The sequence below is a fragment of the Pseudomonas sp. TH43 genome (genome assembly GCF_016650635.1).
Classification (GTDB): Bacteria; Pseudomonadota; Gammaproteobacteria; order Pseudomonadales; family Pseudomonadaceae; genus Aquipseudomonas.
Map to the genome: position 1 here is coordinate 2,404,101 of NZ_JAEKFI010000004.1, position 18,214 is coordinate 2,422,314.

Genomic DNA, 18,214 nt, shown 5'->3' on the forward strand with positions numbered 1-18,214 from the left:
TTGATCAATAGCTTATTCCTGAGTTTCGCCAAGTTCACGGGCAATGGCGCGGTAGCCAATGTCCTTGCGGTAAAAACAGCCTTCCCAGTCGATGGCCGCTGCCAGCTTGTACGCTTGCTGCTGAGCTTCGCCCACGCTTGCGCCCATGGCAGTGGCGCAGAGTACGCGACCGCCGGCAGTGACGACCTGACCCTCTTTCAGCGCGGTGCCGGCGTGGAAGACTTTACCTTCCAGGGCTGCCGCTGCGTCCAGACCGTTGATCGCGTCGCCTTTGGCGTAGTCGCCAGGGTAACCGCCCGCAGCCAGCACGATGCCGACGCTCGGCCGTGGATCCCACTGCGCTTCGACCTTGTCCAGCGCCTGAGCCAGAGCGGCTTCAACCAACAGCACCAGGCTCGATTGCAGGCGCAGCATCACCGGTTGGGTCTCCGGATCGCCGAAACGGCAGTTGAACTCGATGACTTTCGGGTTGCCGGCCTTGTCGATCATCAGACCGGCGTAGAGGAAACCGGTGTAGACATTGCCTTCTTCGGCCATGCCGCGCACGGTCGGCCAGATCACCAGATCCATCACACGTTGATGCACATCGGCAGTGACGACCGGGGCAGGGGAGTAAGCACCCATGCCGCCAGTGTTCGGGCCGCTGTCGCCGTCGCCGACGCGTTTGTGGTCCTGGCTGGTGGCCATCGGCAGCACATTCTTGCCGTCGACCATGACGATGAACGAAGCTTCTTCACCGTCGAGGAATTCTTCGATGACCACGCGCGAACCGGCGTCACCGAAAGCGTTGCCGGCGAGCATGTCGCGCACGGCGTCTTCGGCTTCAGCCAGGGTCATGGCGACGATTACGCCTTTACCGGCAGCCAGGCCATCGGCCTTGATCACGATCGGAGCGCCTTTTTCACGCAGATAAGCCAGGGCCGGCTCGATCTCGGTGAAGTTCTGGTAGTCGGCGGTCGGGATCTTGTGGCGGGCAAGGAAATCCTTGGTGAAGGCTTTCGAGCCTTCCAGCTGCGCGGCACCGGCGGTCGGACCGAAGCAGTCCAGGCCACGGGAACGGAACAGATCAACGACGCCAGCGACCAGCGGCACTTCCGGGCCGACGATGGTCAGGGAAACGTTTTTCTCGGCAAAATCGGCCAGTTGCTCAAGGGCCAGCACGTCGATGGCAACGTTCTCGCACTTGGCTTCAATTGCAGTACCGGCATTGCCCGGTGCGACAAAAACCTTCTGCACACGCGGATCCTGAGCCACTTTCCAGGCCAGGGCGTGTTCACGGCCACCGCTGCCAATGATCAAAACATTCATTTCAAAACCTCGGATGACGCTAATTCTGTTGAGCGCCGCAGGGACGCTTTTCTGTAGGAGTGAGCCTGCTCGCGATTGCGGTGTGTCAGTCACTGCAGCTTTGACTGACAATTGCTATCGCGAGCAGGCTCACTCCTACAGTGGATCGTGTACTTAGTGACGGAAGTGGCGCATGCCGGTGAAGACCATCGCAATCCCTGCCTCATCAGCAGCAGCAATCACTTCAGCATCACGCATCGAACCGCCCGGCTGGATCACTGCAGTGATACCGACCTTGGCCGCGTTGTCGAGGCCGTCGCGGAACGGGAAGAACGCGTCCGAGGCCATCACCGAACCGGCGACTTGCAGACCGGCGTGCTCAGCCTTGATCGCGGCAATACGTGCGGAGTTTACGCGGCTCATCTGGCCGGCGCCGACACCGATGGTCTGACGGTTCTTGGCGTAGACGATGGCGTTGGACTTAACGTACTTGGCGACTTTCCAGGCGAAGATCAGGTCGTTGATTTCCTGCTCGGTCGGGGCACGCTTGGTCACGACCTTCAGGTCTTCGCTGCCGATCATGCCGATGTCGCGGCTCTGCACCAGCAAGCCACCGTTGACACGCTTGTAGTCCCACGCGGCAGCACGGTCAGCCGACCACTCGCCACAGGCCAGCAGGCGCACGTTGGCTTTGGCAGCAACGATGGCGCGGGCTTCTTCGCTGACGGACGGGGCAATGATCACTTCAACGAACTGACGCTCAACGATCGCCTTGGCGGTCTCGGCATCCAGTTCACGGTTGAAGGCGATGATGCCGCCGAACGCCGATTCGGTGTCAGTGGCGTAGGCCAGTTCGTAGGCCTGACGGATGCCGCCTTCGGCGTCCGGGCTCACAGCCACGCCGCACGGGTTGGCGTGCTTGACGATCACGCAGGCTGGTTTGACGAAGCTCTTCACGCATTCCAGCGCGGCGTCAGTGTCGGCCACGTTGTTGTACGACAGCTCTTTGCCTTGCAACTGGGTGGCGGTGGCGATGCCGACTTCGGCGGGTTTGGCTTCAACGTAGAACGCCGCGCTCTGGTGCGGGTTCTCGCCGTAGCGCATTTCCTGCGCCTTGATGAACTGGCTGTTGAAGGTGCGCGGGAACTCGCTGCGACCTTCGGTGCTCAGGGTTTCGGCGGCCTGGTTCACGGTGCCCATGTAGTTGGCGATCATGCCGTCGTAGGCAGCGGTGTGTTCGAAGGCCTTGAGCATCAGGTCGAAACGCTGAGCGTAGGTCAGGCCACCGGCCTTGAGGTTTTCCAGAACGTTGGCGTAATCGCTGGCATTCACCACGATGGCCACGTCTTTATGGTTCTTCGCTGCCGAACGGACCATGGTCGGGCCGCCGATGTCGATGTTCTCGATGGCGGTCGGCAGGTCGCAGCCTGGCTTGTTGATGGTGGCTTCGAACGGGTACAGGTTGACTGCAACCAGATCGATCGGCTTGATGCCGTGCTCGTTCATGATTGCGTCGTCGATACCGCGACGACCGAGGATGCCGCCGTGGATTTTCGGGTGCAGGGTTTTCACCCGACCGTCCATCATTTCGGCGAAACCGGTGTAATCCGCGACTTCCACTGCGGCAACGCCGTTGTCGCGCAGCAGCTTGAACGTTCCGCCGGTGGAGAGGATCTCGACGCCCAGAGCTTCAAGCTCCTTGGCGAACTCGAGGATCCCGGTCTTGTCGGAAACGCTGATCAAGGCGCGGCGGATCGGCAGGCGGGTAGTCTGGTCGGTCATCTCAATTTCCATCAAAAGCAAAGGAAGTCAGCAAAAAAGGCGACCGGTTTTACGCGGGCGCCTTTCTGGTTTGATTGAATGCTTACAGCAGATCGTACTGCTTGAGTTTCTTGCGCAGCGTGCCGCGGTTGAGTCCCAGCAGCTCACTGGCCTTGGTCTGGTTGCCCTTGACGTAGTTCATCACGCTTTCGAGCAGGGGAGCCTCGACTTCGGAGAGCACCAGGTTGTACACGTCCGTGACGGACGCGCCCTCAAGGTGGGCGAAATAATTGTGCAGCGCCTTCTCGACACTCCCGCGAAGGGTCTGGCCTTCTTCGCTCGGAGTATTGAGGTGCTGTTTCAAATTCACGTTGTCGCTCACGGGTGTTGTTCCACTCACTAAAGTCTCGGTCATCATCGTCATGCGGCCACCCCTTCATCGTCCCCTGTCAGGCTCTTGTAATGCTCGGCGAAGAACTCCCGAACATTGGCGCATTGTGTTTCCGTACCATCCAAACGATTGAAACGGGCGCGAAACTCCCTGGCGCCCGGCAAGGTTGCGAGATACCAGCCCACATGCTTTCGAGCAATGCGCACGCCCATCACGTCCCCATAAAAAGCGTGAAGTGCGGCCAGATGCTCTAGCAGAATGCGTTCCACCTCGGTCAGCTCCGGTGCCGGCAATTTCTCGCCGGTACGCAGGAAGTGATCGATCTCGCGAAAAATCCATGGCCGCCCTTGAGCGGCTCGGCCTACCAACAGGCCATCGGCACCGGTCGCGTCGAGCACGTAGCGGGCCTTTTCCGGCGAATCGATATCGCCATTGGCAAACACCGGCATCGACACGGCCTGCTTGATCGCGGCAATCGTGTCGTACTCGGCTTCACCGGTGTACAGATCGGCGCGCGTGCGGCCATGCACGGCCAGCGCGGTGATCCCGGCCTGTTCGGCGATCTTCGCCACGGTCAGGCCGTTCTTGTTGTCGCGATCCCAACCTGTGCGGATCTTCAGGGTAACCGGCACATCAACCGCAGCCACGACGGCCTGCAGGATCTCGGTCACCAATGCTTCATCCTTCAACAACGCGGAGCCGGCAGCCTTGTTGCAGACCTTCTTCGCCGGGCAACCCATGTTGATATCAATAATCTGTGCGCCCAGTTCGACGTTGGCCCGGGCTGCATCCGCGAGCATCTGCGCGTCGCCACCGGCAATCTGTACCGAGCGTGGCTCGGGATCGCCTTCGTGGATCATGCGCATGCGCGACTTGCGGGTGTTCCACAGGCTCATGTCACTGGTGACCATTTCCGAGACTACAAGCCCTGCGCCCAGACGTTTGCACAGCTGACGAAAGGGCTGATCGGTGACGCCCGCCATCGGGGCGAGAATCAAGCCGTTCTGCAATGTATATGGGCCGATGCGTACCGCCGACATAGGACTTCCCTGAAGTGGGGCCGGATCATGAGAGTTCGAAAAAGGGTTGGCATGATACCCGCTCTCGATGACTGGATAAAGGCTGAATTGAACAAAATCTGAACAGTTATTCTGTTATCGCCAGCGGTTTGGTTGTGCCGGGCGAAGTCAGAAAATTGCCGTCAATCGAAAAGCGCTGAGGCGATTCACTCGGGCGAGTGAAAACTGAGGCTGTAATTCACCGCTTTCGGGCCTGGATCGAGAATATCCAGCGCGATGTGAATCGGTGTTTGCGGCGGCATCTCCGCCAGACCTTCGAGATCACCACTGAGGTATTCACCGGGTTTGAAGCGACGACTGGCGATCAAGTGGCCGTTGAGGTCGGCGAAGCGCAGCTCCAGCAGTGGAAAAGGTTGGGAGAACGTTGCGCGGTTATAGATGATCGCATCGACCACCAGCGCACCGCTGAACTCCGGATGACTGCGCACCACCAGATTGCTGCTCTTGATTCTGGCGATGTCGACCTTGGACGGCACCGTGCAACCGATCTGCGGGCAGACTTGCTGGAACCATGGGCGGTACTGATCCTGCCGCGCCAATTCATCGAAATGATAGGCGATGTACTGAGCGGCCAGGCCGCCCGCGGCAATCAGTACCAATAACAGCCAGAGCAGGCGGCGGCCCCACGGCGAACGGCGTTTTTGCCAGTCCAGTTGCAGCGGGTCGTCGGTCAGGTCTTGCAGGACTTCGGCGCGTACGCCAGGTTCTGCGCGCTCGCGTTTTTTGCGCGAGGGTTCGATCAATGGCAGATCGTCCTCGTCGACGTCGTCGCTGGCAGAAAAGCGTTCGCGGCGAGCATTCGGATCGATCGGGTCATGCAGACGCAATTGCGGGATGGCGGGCTCGTCATCGAGGTCAACCGGTTCCAGCGACAGCGAGGGTTCGGTGCGGGCGGTTGTTACCGGCTCGGGCTCGACGATCTGCTCTTCGGTTTCTTCTTCTGGCTCGGCCAGGTGCTCATCGTCGCGTGCGCTGAACAGGCTGTCGCGCCACTCCGTTTCATCGGCTTCGGGGCTGTCGCGCCGGGCGCTGAGGGATTCTTCGCGCGGGCGACCGAATTCTGTGGTCGGCTGGATTTCCCGTTGCTCGAGCCGGGCGAGTTCTTCGTCCAGGTCGAGGCTGTCGAGATCCAGCTCCGAGGCGCTCCACTGCTTTTGGCTGATGGCGCGCGGCGCGGGCGGCTCGACGACAGTGGGCGATTCCACCACAGGCGGCGGTGCGGCCGGCGTTGGCTCGACAATGGCAGGTGCAACCGGCGTCACCGCATCCTTGCCGGCGTGTTGTTCAAGCAGCTGTTTGGCGGCGTTGAACACTTGCAGGCAGGAGCCGCAACGAACCACCCCGCGGGCCACGCTCAATTGAGCATGGCTGACACGGAAACTGGTTTGGCAATGCGGGCACTGGGTGACGAAACTGTCGGTCATGCGGCGATCCGGATTATGCAGGCGGCCATTCTAGCGCCGACGGCCGGTGATGCGCACCCAGCCATCGCGATTGGCGATCGGGTCGAGATCGAAGTCCTGGGCATAAGCGGCTGCGACGTCTTCGCCTTGTTCGGCGAGGATGCCCGACAGGGCCAGGCGTCCACCGGACTTGACCAGACGGGTCAATTGCGGTGCCAGCGAAACCAGCGGGCCAGCCAGAATGTTGGCAACCAGCACGTCGGCCTGGACCTGCGGCAGATCTTCCGGCAGGTACAGCGGGAACAGCTCATCGGCGATGTTGTTGCGCCCGGCGTTGTCGCGCGAGGCTTCCAGCGCCTGCACGTCGATGTCGGTGCCGACGGCTTCTTTGGCGCCGAGCAGCAGGGCGGCAATGGCCAGAATCCCCGAGCCGCAACCGAAGTCGAGCACGTTGCAGTCTTTCAGGTCCTGACCGTCGAGCCATTCCAGGCACAGCGCGGTGGTCGGGTGAGTGCCGGTGCCGAACGCCAGGCCCGGATCCAGCAGCAAATTGACTGCGTCAGGTTCCGGCGCAGCGTGCCAGCTCGGCACGATCCACAGGCGCTGGCCGAAACGCATCGGCTGGAAACCATCCATCCAGCTGCGCTCCCAGTCCTGATCCTCGATGACTTCGCTGTGATGCTCGGGCAGTGGACTGCCGGTCAGCAGTTCCAGATGGGCCAGTACCGGGGCGGGCTCGGTGCCGCCCTCGAACAGGGCCAACAGATGCGTGTGCGTCCACAGCGGGGTGGTGTTGAGTTCCGGCTCGAAGATCGGCTGATCTTCGGCGTCCATGAAGGTTACCGAAACGGCGCCCACTTCAAGGAAAGCGTCTTCGTAGGTTTCGGCTTGTTCCGGGCTGATGGCGAGACGTACTTGCAGCCAAGGCATGGCGGGCACCTTTGAAAAAATATTGATTGCAGCCTAGCGGCCTGCGAGAAGCGCGCAAGTTTACGCGAGCGCAGGCGGTTTGTGGGAGAGACTTGAAACGCCATTCCCTTGTAGGGGTGAGCCTGATCGCGATGGCGATGGTGATGTCGATACATGTATTGGATGTGCCGGCCTCATCGCGAGCAGACTCACTCCTACAGGGATTTATGCAATCTGCAGAAACAACAAAGCCGCCCGAAGGCGGCTTTGTCAGGTGCAAGCTGGAAGCTTAGTGCTTCTCGCCTGCCAGCTTGTGCTCGAGGTAGTGAATGTTCACGCCCCCTTTGCAGAAGCCTTCATCACGAACCAGATCACGGTGCAGCGGGATGTTGGTCTTGATCCCGTCCACCACGATTTCGTCCAGGGCATTGCGCATGCGGGCCATGGCTTCGTCGCGGGTGGCGCCATAAGTGATCAGCTTGCCGATCAGCGAGTCGTAGTTCGGCGGAACCGCATAACCGCTGTACAGGTGCGAATCGACGCGAACGCCGTTGCCGCCTGGGGCGTGGAAATGCTTGACCGTGCCCGGGCTCGGCATGAAGGTTTTCGGGTCTTCAGCGTTGATCCGGCACTCCAGCGAGTGACCGCGGATAACCACGTCATCCTGAGTGAACGACAGCTTGTTGCCAGCGGCGATGCTGAGCATCTCCTTGACGATGTCGATACCGGTGACCATTTCCGAAACCGGGTGCTCCACCTGAACACGGGTGTTCATTTCGATGAAGTAGAAACGACCGTTCTCGTACAGGAACTCGAAAGTGCCGGCGCCACGGTAGCCGATGTCGATGCATGCCTTGACGCAGCGAGCCAGAACTTCCTGGCGCGCCTGCTCGTCGATGCCCGGTGCCGGCGCTTCTTCGAGAACCTTCTGGTGACGACGTTGCAGCGAGCAATCGCGGTCGCCCAGATGGATGGCATGACCCTGGCCGTCGGAAAGTACCTGGACTTCCACGTGACGTGGGTTGGTCAGGAATTTTTCCAGATAGACCATCGGGTTGCCAAACGCCGCGCCTGCTTCGGTGCGGGTCAGTTTGGCGAAGGAGATCAGGTCTTCTTCCTTGTGCACGACGCGCATGCCGCGACCACCACCGCCGCCAGCGGCTTTGATGATCACCGGGTAGCCGACTTCGCGACCGATGCGCAGCGCCGTTTCTTCGTCTTCCGGCAGTGGGCCGTCAGAACCTGGAACGGTTGGCACGCCAGCTTCGATCATCGCGTGCTTGGCCGATACCTTGTCGCCCATCAGGCGAATGGTGTCGGCTTTCGGGCCGATGAAGGCGAAGCCGGAGTTCTCGACCTGCTCGGCAAAGTCGGCGTTTTCCGCGAGGAAACCGTAGCCTGGGTGAATGGCGGTAGCGCCAGTCACTTCAGCCGCCGCAATGATTGCCGGGATGTGCAGGTAAGAGTGCGCGGCAGAAGCCGGGCCGATGCAGACGGATTCGTCTGCCAGACCCAGGTGCATCAGCTCTTTGTCGGCCTTGGAGTAAACGGCGACGGTCTTGATGCCCATCTCTTTGCAGGCACGCAGAATCCGCAGGGCGATCTCACCGCGGTTAGCGATCAGAACTTTTTCCAACTTCGCAGTCATCAAAGGCTCTCCGCAGTTCAAACGATGGTGAACAGCGGTTGGTCGTACTCAACCGGCTGGCCGTCTTCGACGAGGATGGACTCGATCACACCGCTGGTTTCAGCTTCGATGTGGTTCATCATCTTCATGGCTTCGACGATGCACAGAGTGTCGCCTTTCTTCACGGTCTGGCCGACTTCAACGAAGGACGGCGAGGTTGGCGAGGACTTGCGATAGAAAGTGCCGACCATCGGCGAACGGGCAACAGTGCCGTTCAGTGCCGGAGCAGCAGCGGCAGCCGGGGCTGCAGCAGCCACTGGAGCAGCGGCGGCAGGTGCGGCAGCCGGCGCTTGCATCGGTGCAGGCGCGTAGTACTGCTGAGCCGGGGTCTTGCTGTGGCGGCTGATGCGTACGGACTCTTCGCCTTCCTTGATCTCGAGCTCGTCGATGCCGGACTCTTCCAGCAATTCGATCAGTTTCTTAACTTTACGGATATCCATGAATCATCAACTCCCAAGGGTCGGTCAGGGGCGTTTAACGCTTGTAGTTCAAGCCGTTGCCTGTGTTTCAAGCTGTTCTAGTGCAGCCTCCAGGGCCAGTCGGTAACCGCTGGCGCCAAGGCCGCAGATCACTCCCACCGCTACGTCGGAGAAGTAAGAGTGATGGCGGAAAGGTTCGCGTTTGTGCACGTTGGACAAATGCACTTCGATGAATGGGATGCTCACTCCCAGCAGCGCGTCACGTAATGCAACACTTGTATGTGTAAAAGCTGCTGGATTGATCAGGATGAAATCCACACCTTCGCCGCGTGCGGCGTGGATGCGGTCGATCAATTCGTACTCGGCATTGCTTTGCAGATACAGCAGATGATGGCCGGCTTCACGGGCGCGGCGCTCCAGATCCTGATTGATCTGCGTCAGGGTCGTCGACCCATAGGTCCCCGGTTCGCGGGTGCCGAGCAGGTTCAGGTTGGGGCCGTGCAGCACCAGTAGGGTTGCCATCTGCGTAGTCCTTGTTATGAATGAGCAGTCGTCAGAACCCGGCGACTATGCCGCAAAGACTTTATGACTGTCCAGTTCTATGCAATAGCCAGCACGATGGCCGATGTTTGCGCAAAATATGTGACCGTGTGATTTGATCTGGTCATTCCGCAAGATAGGCGGTGATACAAATGACGCTATCGCGAGCAGGCTCACTCCTACAGTTGGAATGCGTTCCCTTGTAGGAGTGAGCCTGCTCGCGATAGCGGTCTATCAGACGCGAAAGGCCTGAACGGCTGTATGCAGTTGCCCGCCCAATACCAGCAAGTTCTCCCCCTGTTCGCGCCCGCGACCGATACGCACCAGATTATCCCCACCCAACTGATGAATCCGCTCGCTGTGATCGCGAATCTCGCTGACCGCGCCGCTTTGCTGCGCGGTGATATCGGCAATGCGGATCGCCGTGTCGGAAATGGTCTGGATCGCGCCGACGATTTTATCCAGCGCCCCGTCCGCCGCTTGCGCTTGATTGGCGGTGGCTTCGGCGTGTTCGACTTGCGTACGCATGCCTTCGACCGATTGCCGGGCAGCGGTCTGCAGGCCGGCGATCAAGGTCTGGATTTCCGCCGTCGCCCCGGCCGTACGCTGCGCCAGCGAGCGCACTTCCTCTGCGACCACGGCAAAACCGCGGCCCATTTCCCCAGCCCGCGCCGCCTCGATCGCGGCGTTGAGTGCCAGCAGATTGGTCTGGTCGGCAATCGAGCGGATCACCGTCAAGACACCGCCGATGGTCGCCGCCTCCTCGGCCAGATGTTCGATCATCTGTGCATTGCCCTGCACTTCACCGACCAGGGCGTGCAGGCCGGTCAGGCTCTGGCCGATGACGGTTTGGCCGTGTTCGACGGCCAGCCCTGCGTGACGACTGGCATCCGCAGCCTGCCGCGCATCGCCGGCCACTTGCTGGATGGTCGCTTCCAGCTCACCCAAGGAATCGCGAATCAGTGCGGTGTCACCGGCCTGATGCTCGGCGCCGCTGTGCAGATCGTTGCTCAGCTCGGCGAGGGTGCGGCTGCTGCCCGCCACTTGTTCGGCGTTGCCGCGAATGGTGGCGACCAGGTCCACCAGATAAGCGCGCAGGCGATTGAGCGAGGCTTCGATGTCATGCAGTTCGCGATTGGTCTTGCCCAGATGTATGTCGCGACTGAAATCACCTTCGGCCCAGGTCGACAGTGCTGGCGCCAGATTGGTCAGGGTGCGGGCCAGGCGTCGCTGCAAGGTATCGATCAGCAGCGCGATCAACAGGATCAGACCAATCATCACGCCCTGCATCAACCGTACTTCGCCCTGGATTTGTCCGTGCTGGGCACGCACCACGGGCTCCAGTGCGGCGATGGATTGCTGGACGGCAGCGATTTTCAAATGGGTGGCGGTACTTAGTTCGGTGCGTTTCTCGATCTGCTCGCGGGTGCGTGCGAGTTCGCCGGGGTAACGGCCAAGCAGGCTGTTGAGTTCACGTTTGAGGCCCACGCCGGCATCTTCGGCAACGGCTTTTTCGGTGCTTTCGATTCCCATCATGGCGGCGAAATCATCGCTGCTCGATTCAGTGCTGGTAACCACTCCGAGCAAGGGCAGGGCATCGATCACTTGCGCCTGAGCGCGGATATTGCTCACTTCGCGCTCAACATCGGCGGCGAGTTCACTGCGGCCGCTGCTGACCAGTTTGTCCCGCGCCAGCGACAGTTTGCCCAGATGCTGAGACGCAGCCAGCAGTGGCGTCAGGTACGTCGCGTTGCCGTTGGCATAGGTGCTGAGCTGCTCGAGGCTGGCACTCAATTCGCGCTCGGCCTGCAACAGCAAGCCCTGCGGATCACCGGCCAGTTTGCCGGCAGCGAGCAAGTCGGTTTTGCTGAATTCTTCAAGGCTGGTCAGGCTCGGGCGCAGGCTGTCGGCGAGCGCTGGCGGCAGTTCAGCGAGTTCTTTCTGCAAGCCGTCGATGGCCTGGGTGGCGCTGCTCAGGCGTAGGGCGTCGCCATTGGCGAGGTAGTCCTCGACATTGCGCGCCACCTCGTTCTGAAACCGCTGCGACAGCCCCAGATAACGCTCCATCAGCAGATATGGGCGTTCGAGGGCTTTTTGTGACCACCACAGCGTGGCGCCAAGTGCGAGGCACACGGCGACCAGCAGCAGCGTGTTGAGATTGGTGAGCAACTTCAGGCGCATGACGGCTACCAACGGCAGAAATGGTAAGCGCCTGAATTTATTGCGGTTCTGTTACAGGGTTATGACCGAATCGGTGGATTCCGATGAAAAAGTGGCACTTTGCTTTGAGTCCCGCGCGGTCTGTACCCGATTGCGCCCTTCACCCTTGGCGCGGTACAGCGCCTCGTCGGCCTGACTGGCCATCATCAGGCTGTCGGAGTCGTCACGCATTTCCACCACACCGGCGCTGAAGGTGCACCACAAGTCCTGCGGCTGTGCCGGGTAATGGATTTCGGCGAAGCGCTGGCGGATCTCGTCGAGCACTTTGTGCGCCGCCTCGATATCGGTGTCGGGCATGACGATGGCGAACTCCTCGCCGCCGTAACGACCGATGAAATCGGTCTTGCGCAAACGTTGCTTGAGGAACAGCGCCAGGCTCTTGATCACGCGGTCGCCCATCGGGTGGCCGTGGCTGTCATTGACCCGTTTGAAGTGGTCGATGTCGAGCATGGCAAAGCTCAGCGGCTTGTTCTCGCGGCGGGCGCGGAACGAGCAGTCTTCAAGCAATTGCAGGATGTGTGTGTGGTTGTACAACCCGGTGAGGCTGTCGCGGACCATTCGCGCCTTGAGGTTGCGCGCGCGGGCGGCGCGGTTGCGCACCGTGGTGATCAGGTGGCGTGGCTTGATCGGTTTGGTCAGGAAGTCGTCGCCGCCTTCACTCATGGCGTCGAGCTGCTTATCCAGATCGTCCTCGGCCGACAGGTAAATGATCGGCACGCTGACGTAACGGTCGTTGTGGCGGATGACCTTGGCCAGTTCGGTGCCGGTGCAGGCGGGCATGTACATGTCGAGGATGATCAGGTCTGGCTGGAAATCCGCCAGCTCCGCCATCGCTTGAATCGGTTCGATCAGCGTGCGGGTGACAATCCCGGCACTGTTGAGCAGGCGCTCGGTGTGCAAGGCCTGCGCACGCGAGTCGTCGATGATCAACACTTTATAGGGTTCGTACTGGGCGACGCAGGTGAGGACTTCGATCTTCTCCAGCAGGCTCGACGCTTCGAGGGTGCCGGTGAGGAATTCCTGGCCGCCGGCGCGCACGGCGGCGAGGCGCGTCGGCGTGTCGGTTTCGTGCAGGCTGAAGAACAGTAGCGGCAGCGGTTCGTCCAGGCCGACCTGGGCTTCGGCGGCCAGTTTCAGGCCGATGCCGGGGCCGCTGAAGTCGACGTCCATGACAATCGCCGCTGGCAAGCGCTCGATCATCGACGAGCGATACGCCGCGACGCTGTCCAGCGCCTGGGCGCTCAAGCCAAAGAACTCCAGTTGTTTGGCCAGCCGCTCGGCGCGGTCGTGATCCTGCAGCATCACGTAGATCGGTTTGCGCAACGGCGGCAGGAAAGTCTGGTCGAGTTGATCGCCATGACGCAGGCCAGTACGCGACAAGCGCTGCATCAAGCGATTGAGGTCGGTGATCAGGCCGCTGCTCAGGCGACCGCGATTGGCGTCCACCGCTTCCAGCGACTGACTGATATGGCGCGCGAGCTGAGTGTGCTCGGGCTGTTCGAAACGCTCGGCAAAACGCAGCAGGCGCAAGTTGGCCTCGCTCAGTTCGGCGAGGTCGACGGTGGACCATTCACTGCGTTGCAGGCGCTGCCATATCTCAAGAATCTGACGTGCCTGATGAATTACCCGCTGGGCAAAATGGTGCTTGAGACGCTCACGGCTGGGGTCTTCTGGCTCGGTCATATCCTGACTACTAGTTAGGGTGCATGCTGAGATCGACTGGTGGCTCTATGCTAGCACCTCTTTTCCCTTAGACGAGTGTCGTACATCAATAATCTGCAGTGCGACACAATTCAGTTTCTGACCGAGTGGTCTTGTTTTTGACCTGTTCGTCGGCGAAGTCCCCGTGAGCCGGGCGCGCTGCGTGCAAGCTGCTTAACTCAGAGTGAATTTTCTGTGCGCTTCGCCTCAGCGTACTGAATGCGCATTGCGCAGGTTTTCGAGGCCTCGCGTCAGTGCGCGGATGAGAAGCGGGATCAGGGATTCCCCTAGTTCTGATCGATACGTCCTTTGCCTGCACCCATTGCGGCTTATCTCGATTCGCAGGTGCCCGGCCTTGGCACGTTGTTGTATGGTTGTGGTCGAACCGTTGAACCCAAGTTATTGAAAGGATATCGCCATGCTGGACTGGAAAAACCGCGCGGGCAGCGCGCCTGAACGTGCCGCTGAACCCAAGTCGGCCACCCGCAGCTATGTTGGCGGGCTGTTGTTCAGCCGCGCGCTGGCCACGTTGATCGGCATCTACCTGCTGGTGACCATTGGCCTCGGTTGGTACTGGAGCCAGGAGCCCGCGCTGTTTCCGGTGGCGCAAAATGCCCAGGCGGCAGCCGAAAAAGAAGGCAAGCAGATGGTCGTCGGCTATACCACGGTCGAAACCCTGAAGACTGTCGCTGGCACCTTGCTCGATAAGCCGGGTGGTTATATTTCCAACGATCGTTTCCCGCCAGGCCTGTGGATGGACAACACGCCAAGCTGGGAATACGGCGTGCTGGTGCAGGTTCGTGACCTGACCCGCGCCTTGCGCAAAGATTTCGCCCGTTCGCAATCGCAGTCGGCGGAAGACTCCGATCTGGCCAAGGCCGAACCGCGTTTCAACTTCGACAACAAGAGCTGGATCCTGCCGTCCAGCGAGTCTGAGTATCAGGAAGGCATCAACTCGCTGAGCCGTTATCAGGCACGCTTGTCTGATCCATCGCAGAAAAACGCGTTGTTCTACGCACGCGCCGACAACCTCAACAACTGGCTGGGTGATGTCGGGACCCGCCTGGGTTCGCTGTCGCAACGACTGTCGGCCAGTGTTGGCCGGGTCAAACTCAACACAGCGCTGAAAACCGAAACCCCGGCCGTGGGCGAAGTACCGCAGGTCGATGAAGAAATCGTCGAAACCCCGTGGATGCAGATCGACAACGTGTTCTACGAAGCACGCGGTCAGGCCTGGGCGCTGTCGCACCTGCTGCGCGCCATTGAAGTCGACTTCGCCGATGTGTTGGCGAAGAAGAACGCTACGGTCAGCGTGCGTCAGATCATTCGTGAACTGGAAGCCTCGCAGGAACCGGTGTGGAGTCCTATGATTCTTAACGGTAGCGGCTTCGGCGTATTGGCCAACCACTCGCTGGTCATGGCCAACTATATTTCCCGTGCCAACGCCGCCGTGATCGATCTGCGTCAACTGCTCAATCAGGGATGAGTCATGTCCGATAGCGTGAAAGAGGCGGCCCATCGCGCCGCCTCCGATGCCGAACAGATTGCCTGGGTCGACGAGCAGGACAACCTGCTCGGCGCTCTGGTGCGTGCCGATCTGCGCGAACGCGGGCTGATCGGGCGGGGCACCTACATCATGTTGTTCAATTCCGCCGGTGACCTTTGCGTGCATCGGCGCACCTTGAGCAAGGCGATTTACCCCGGCTACTGGGACGTCGCGGCAGGCGGCATGGTGCAGGCCGACGAAACCTACGCCGAGTCGGCGGCCCGTGAACTGGCAGAAGAGCTGGGCGTGAGTGGCGTGGAACTGACTGCGCACGACCATTTCTTTTTCGAAGACACCGGCAATCGGCTCTGGTGCTCGGCGTTTTCCGCCATTTGGGACGGGCCGCTGATCCTGCAACCGGAAGAGGTGCTGGAAGCACGCTTTATTCCGGTCGAACAGGTGATGCGCGAAATCGAGCAAAAGCCTTATTGCCCGGACTCTCTGGCAGCCTTGAAGCGCTATCTCAAGGCGCAGCAAAGCGACGTCGCAAAGAACACATAAATTGGCGCCGATTGGCACTTAGCAATTGGGTTTTTTGCCGTTACACTGCGCGACCTTTTAAAGCTGTACCGAATGGTTTTGGTATTGGCCTGCTGACCCACTGTAGGAGCTGCCTTCGGCAGCTCCTACAGTGGGTCAGCAGTCTCGTAGCGAAAATCCGGTGCAGTAGCGCTGCCCCTGCCTGAGTGGGGCTTCGCGGTCGATGACCTTGCCCAAGGTCGCGATCAGTCTTTGTCCTCCCAAGAGGATTGCCGGTGGCCAAAAAAGCCGCATCCTTCGCCGCCCTTGGTGGCCTGGTATTTTCCACCGACGCAGGTCGTCATTGCCCGGAATGCAGTAAGCCGGTGGACGCCTGTATCTGCAAACAAACCGTGATCCCGGCAGGGGACGGCATTGCCCGCGTGCGTCGCGAGAGCAAGGGCCGCGGCGGCAAGACGGTGACCACCATCACCGGCGTGCCGCTGGCTGAAGACGCTCTCAAAGAGTTGGCGACAACGTTGAAGAAACGTTGCGGCACCGGCGGCGCGTTGAAGGACGGGATCATCGAAATCCAGGGCGATCATGTCGAGCTACTCTTGGCTGAGCTGATCAAGCACGGTTTCAAAGCGAAGAAGTCCGGCGGCTAGCAGCCTCTGTGAAATCCATCTGCGGCTTGATCCGGCGCTGAAATACTTCAGATCCGGCGTCGTCTCCATGGTTTTCACAGAGCCTGTTCATGACCGGTTTCTAAACTCCACGCGGTCAGCGCGGTCTACCGCCGCGCTGACGAACCGTCATTTTCATACTTTAGACTGCGCCGGCCTGAGATCAGGCGACGCACTATGACTTCTTTATAGGGGACTTCGATGTCCGTACGACGCACACGCAAAGACGATGGCAGCCAATGGACAGTTGCGGACAGCCGCAGTGTTTACGGGATTCGCCATTGGGGGGCCGGGTATTTCGCGATCAATGACGCCGGTCGCGTCGAAGTTCGTCCGAACGGTCCGAGCAGCTCGCCTATCGACCTGTTCGAGCAAGTCGACCAACTGCGCAAAAGCGGTTTGTCCTTGCCGTTGCTGGTTCGTTTCCCTGACATCCTGCAAGACCGTGTACGCCAGTTGACCGGCGCTTTCGATGCGAACATCGAGCGTCTGGAATACCAGAGCAAATACACCGCGTTGTACCCGATCAAGGTCAATCAGCAAGAAGCTGTGATCGAGAACATCATCGCCACCCAGGACGTTTCCATCGGTCTGGAAGCCGGCTCCAAGCCTGAACTGCTGGCCGTGCTGGCGCTGGCGCCGAAGGGCGGCACCATCGTCTGCAACGGTTACAAGGACCGCGAGTTCATCCGTCTGGCGCTGATGGGCCAGAAGCTTGGCCATAACGTCTTCATCGTCATCGAGAAAGAATCCGAAGTCGGTCTGGTAATCGAAGAAGCCGCCTCGCTGAAGGTCAAGCCACAGGTCGGCCTGCGCGTGCGTCTGTCGTCGCTGGCGTCGTCGAAGTGGGCGGACACCGGTGGCGAGAAATCCAAATTCGGTCTGTCGGCGGCGCAACTGCTGTCGGTGGTCGAGCGCTTCCGCGCGGCCGGTCTGGATCAGGGCATTCGCCTGCTGCACTTTCACATGGGCTCGCAGATCGCCAACCTGGCTGACTATCAGCACGGCTTCAAGGAAGCGATCCGTTACTACGGCGAGCTGCGCAATCTGGGCCTGCCGGTCGATCACATCGACGTCGGTGGTGGTCTCGGTGTCGACTACGACGGCACGCACTCGCGCAACGCCAGTTCGATCAACTACGACATGGACGATTACGCCGGTGTCGTGGTCGGCATGCTCAAGGAATTCTGCGACGCGCAGGCCCTGCCGCATCCGCACATCTTCTCGGAAAGCGGCCGCTCGCTGACTGCACACCACGCCATGCTGGTGGTGCAGGTGACCGACGTCGAGAAGCACAACGACGAAATCCCGCAGATCGAAAACAAGGAATCGCTGCCGGAAACCGTGCAGTGGCTGGTTGATCTGCTCGGCCCGACCGACATCGAAATGGTCACCGAAACCTACTGGCGCGCCACTCACTACATGAGCGACGTGGCCGCGCAGTACGCCGACGGCAAACTGACCCTGGCTGAAAAAGCGTTGGCCGAGCAGTGCTACTTTGCCGTGTGCCGTCGCCTGCACAACTCCCTGAAAGCGCGTCAGCGTTCGCACCGTCAAGTGCTCGACGAGCTCAACGACAAGCTGGCCGACAAGTACATCTGCAACTTCTCGGTATTCCAGAGCCTGCCGGACACTTGGGCAATCGATCAGGTGCTGCCGATCATCCCGCTGCACCGTCTCGACGAAGAGCCGCTGCGTCGCGCGGTACTGCAGGATCTGACCTGCGACTCCGACGGCAAGATCAATCAGTACGTCGACGAGCAGAGCATCGAAACCAGCCTGCCGGTGCACGGTTTGAATGAAGGCGAAGATTACCTGCTGGGTGTGTTCCTGGTCGGCGCCTATCAGGAGATCCTCGGCGACATGCACAACCTGTTCGGTGACACCGACTCGGTGAACATCTACCAGAACGCCGATGGCAGCGTGTACCACGCCGGCATCGAGACCCACGACACCATCGAAGACATGCTGCGTTATGTGCACTTGTCGCCGGAAGAGCTGATGACTCACTACCGCGACAAGTGCGCCAGTGCCCGCATCAGTGCCAGCGAGCGCACGCAGTTCCTCGATGCCTTGCGTCTGGGCCTGACCCGTTCCTCTTACCTGTCTTCCTGAGAACAGGTGTG

Annotated in this window: 15 protein-coding genes; 4 read left to right on the top strand and 11 right to left on the bottom strand. The window is 60.3% G+C overall.

The genetic code is table 11. The features are described 5' to 3' along the window. Positions 1-12 precede the first annotated feature (12 nt). The 11 genes from purD to gcbA all read right to left on the bottom strand — a co-directional run bounded on the left by purD (position 13) and on the right by gcbA (position 13,379). Positions 13-1,308 carry a phosphoribosylamine--glycine ligase gene (gene purD / locus JFT81_RS27170; RefSeq protein WP_201230430.1) on the bottom strand — a complete coding sequence of 432 codons (1,296 nt, stop codon included), beginning with the start codon at positions 1,306-1,308 and terminating at the stop codon, positions 13-15. 153 nt (positions 1,309-1,461) lie between these two features. Further along, complete coding sequence (gene purH, locus JFT81_RS27175; protein WP_103306129.1) at positions 1,462-3,069, bottom strand: bifunctional phosphoribosylaminoimidazolecarboxamide formyltransferase/IMP cyclohydrolase; 1,608 nt, start codon at positions 3,067-3,069, stop codon at positions 1,462-1,464. Positions 3,070-3,151: 82 nt separating this feature from the next. Beyond that, positions 3,152-3,472, bottom strand: coding sequence for a DNA-binding transcriptional regulator Fis (gene fis / locus JFT81_RS27180; protein ID WP_002555375.1), 321 nt, complete (start codon positions 3,470-3,472; stop codon positions 3,152-3,154). Then, positions 3,469-4,479, bottom strand: coding sequence for a tRNA dihydrouridine synthase DusB (gene dusB, locus JFT81_RS27185; protein WP_201230432.1), 1,011 nt, complete (start codon positions 4,477-4,479; stop codon positions 3,469-3,471). Before dusB ends, fis begins: the two co-directional genes overlap by 4 nt. Positions 4,480-4,664: 185 nt before the next feature. Continuing rightward, positions 4,665-5,942 (bottom strand): DUF3426 domain-containing protein, encoded by a 1,278-nt coding sequence (locus tag JFT81_RS27190; protein ID WP_201230434.1) that lies wholly within the window; start codon positions 5,940-5,942, stop codon positions 4,665-4,667. A gap of 30 nt (positions 5,943-5,972) precedes the next feature. Continuing rightward, positions 5,973-6,851: a 50S ribosomal protein L11 methyltransferase gene (prmA, locus tag JFT81_RS27195; RefSeq protein ID WP_201230436.1), complete on the bottom strand. Its 879-nt coding sequence runs from the start codon at positions 6,849-6,851 to the stop codon at positions 5,973-5,975. 268 nt (positions 6,852-7,119) lie between these two features. Next, the gene (gene accC, locus JFT81_RS27200) at positions 7,120-8,478 is read right to left on the bottom strand and encodes an acetyl-CoA carboxylase biotin carboxylase subunit (protein ID WP_201230444.1); all 1,359 of its coding nucleotides are present in this window, start codon (positions 8,476-8,478) and stop codon (positions 7,120-7,122) included. A gap of 17 nt (positions 8,479-8,495) precedes the next feature. Further along, on the bottom strand, positions 8,496-8,957 hold the full coding sequence (accB, locus tag JFT81_RS27205; protein WP_160055470.1) for an acetyl-CoA carboxylase biotin carboxyl carrier protein: 462 nt from the start codon (positions 8,955-8,957) through the stop codon (positions 8,496-8,498). A gap of 48 nt (positions 8,958-9,005) precedes the next feature. After that, the gene (gene aroQ, locus JFT81_RS27210; RefSeq protein WP_201230446.1) at positions 9,006-9,458 is read right to left on the bottom strand and encodes a type II 3-dehydroquinate dehydratase; all 453 of its coding nucleotides are present in this window, start codon (positions 9,456-9,458) and stop codon (positions 9,006-9,008) included. Positions 9,459-9,710: 252 nt separating this feature from the next. Beyond that, positions 9,711-11,657 carry a methyl-accepting chemotaxis protein gene (locus JFT81_RS27215; RefSeq protein WP_201230448.1) on the bottom strand — a complete coding sequence of 649 codons (1,947 nt, stop codon included), beginning with the start codon at positions 11,655-11,657 and terminating at the stop codon, positions 9,711-9,713. Between the two features lie 51 nt (positions 11,658-11,708). Further along, positions 11,709-13,379, bottom strand: coding sequence for a diguanylate cyclase GcbA (gene gcbA, locus JFT81_RS27220; protein WP_201230450.1), 1,671 nt, complete (start codon positions 13,377-13,379; stop codon positions 11,709-11,711). A gap of 436 nt (positions 13,380-13,815) precedes the next feature. On the opposite strand from gcbA, the gene JFT81_RS27225 reads away from it, so the two are divergent. The 4 genes from JFT81_RS27225 to speA all read left to right on the top strand — a co-directional run bounded on the left by JFT81_RS27225 (position 13,816) and on the right by speA (position 18,203). Further along, on the top strand, positions 13,816-14,883 hold the full coding sequence (locus tag JFT81_RS27225) for a DUF2333 family protein (protein ID WP_201230452.1): 1,068 nt from the start codon (positions 13,816-13,818) through the stop codon (positions 14,881-14,883). 3 nt (positions 14,884-14,886) lie between these two features. Then, positions 14,887-15,444 (top strand): NUDIX hydrolase, encoded by a 558-nt coding sequence (locus JFT81_RS27230; protein WP_201230454.1) that lies wholly within the window; start codon positions 14,887-14,889, stop codon positions 15,442-15,444. A gap of 254 nt (positions 15,445-15,698) precedes the next feature. Next, complete coding sequence (locus JFT81_RS27235; protein ID WP_007914613.1) at positions 15,699-16,070, top strand: translation initiation factor Sui1; 372 nt, start codon at positions 15,699-15,701, stop codon at positions 16,068-16,070. 219 nt (positions 16,071-16,289) lie between these two features. Next, positions 16,290-18,203: an arginine decarboxylase gene (gene speA / locus JFT81_RS27240; RefSeq protein ID WP_034151560.1), complete on the top strand. Its 1,914-nt coding sequence runs from the start codon at positions 16,290-16,292 to the stop codon at positions 18,201-18,203. Positions 18,204-18,214: the final 11 nt, after the last annotated feature.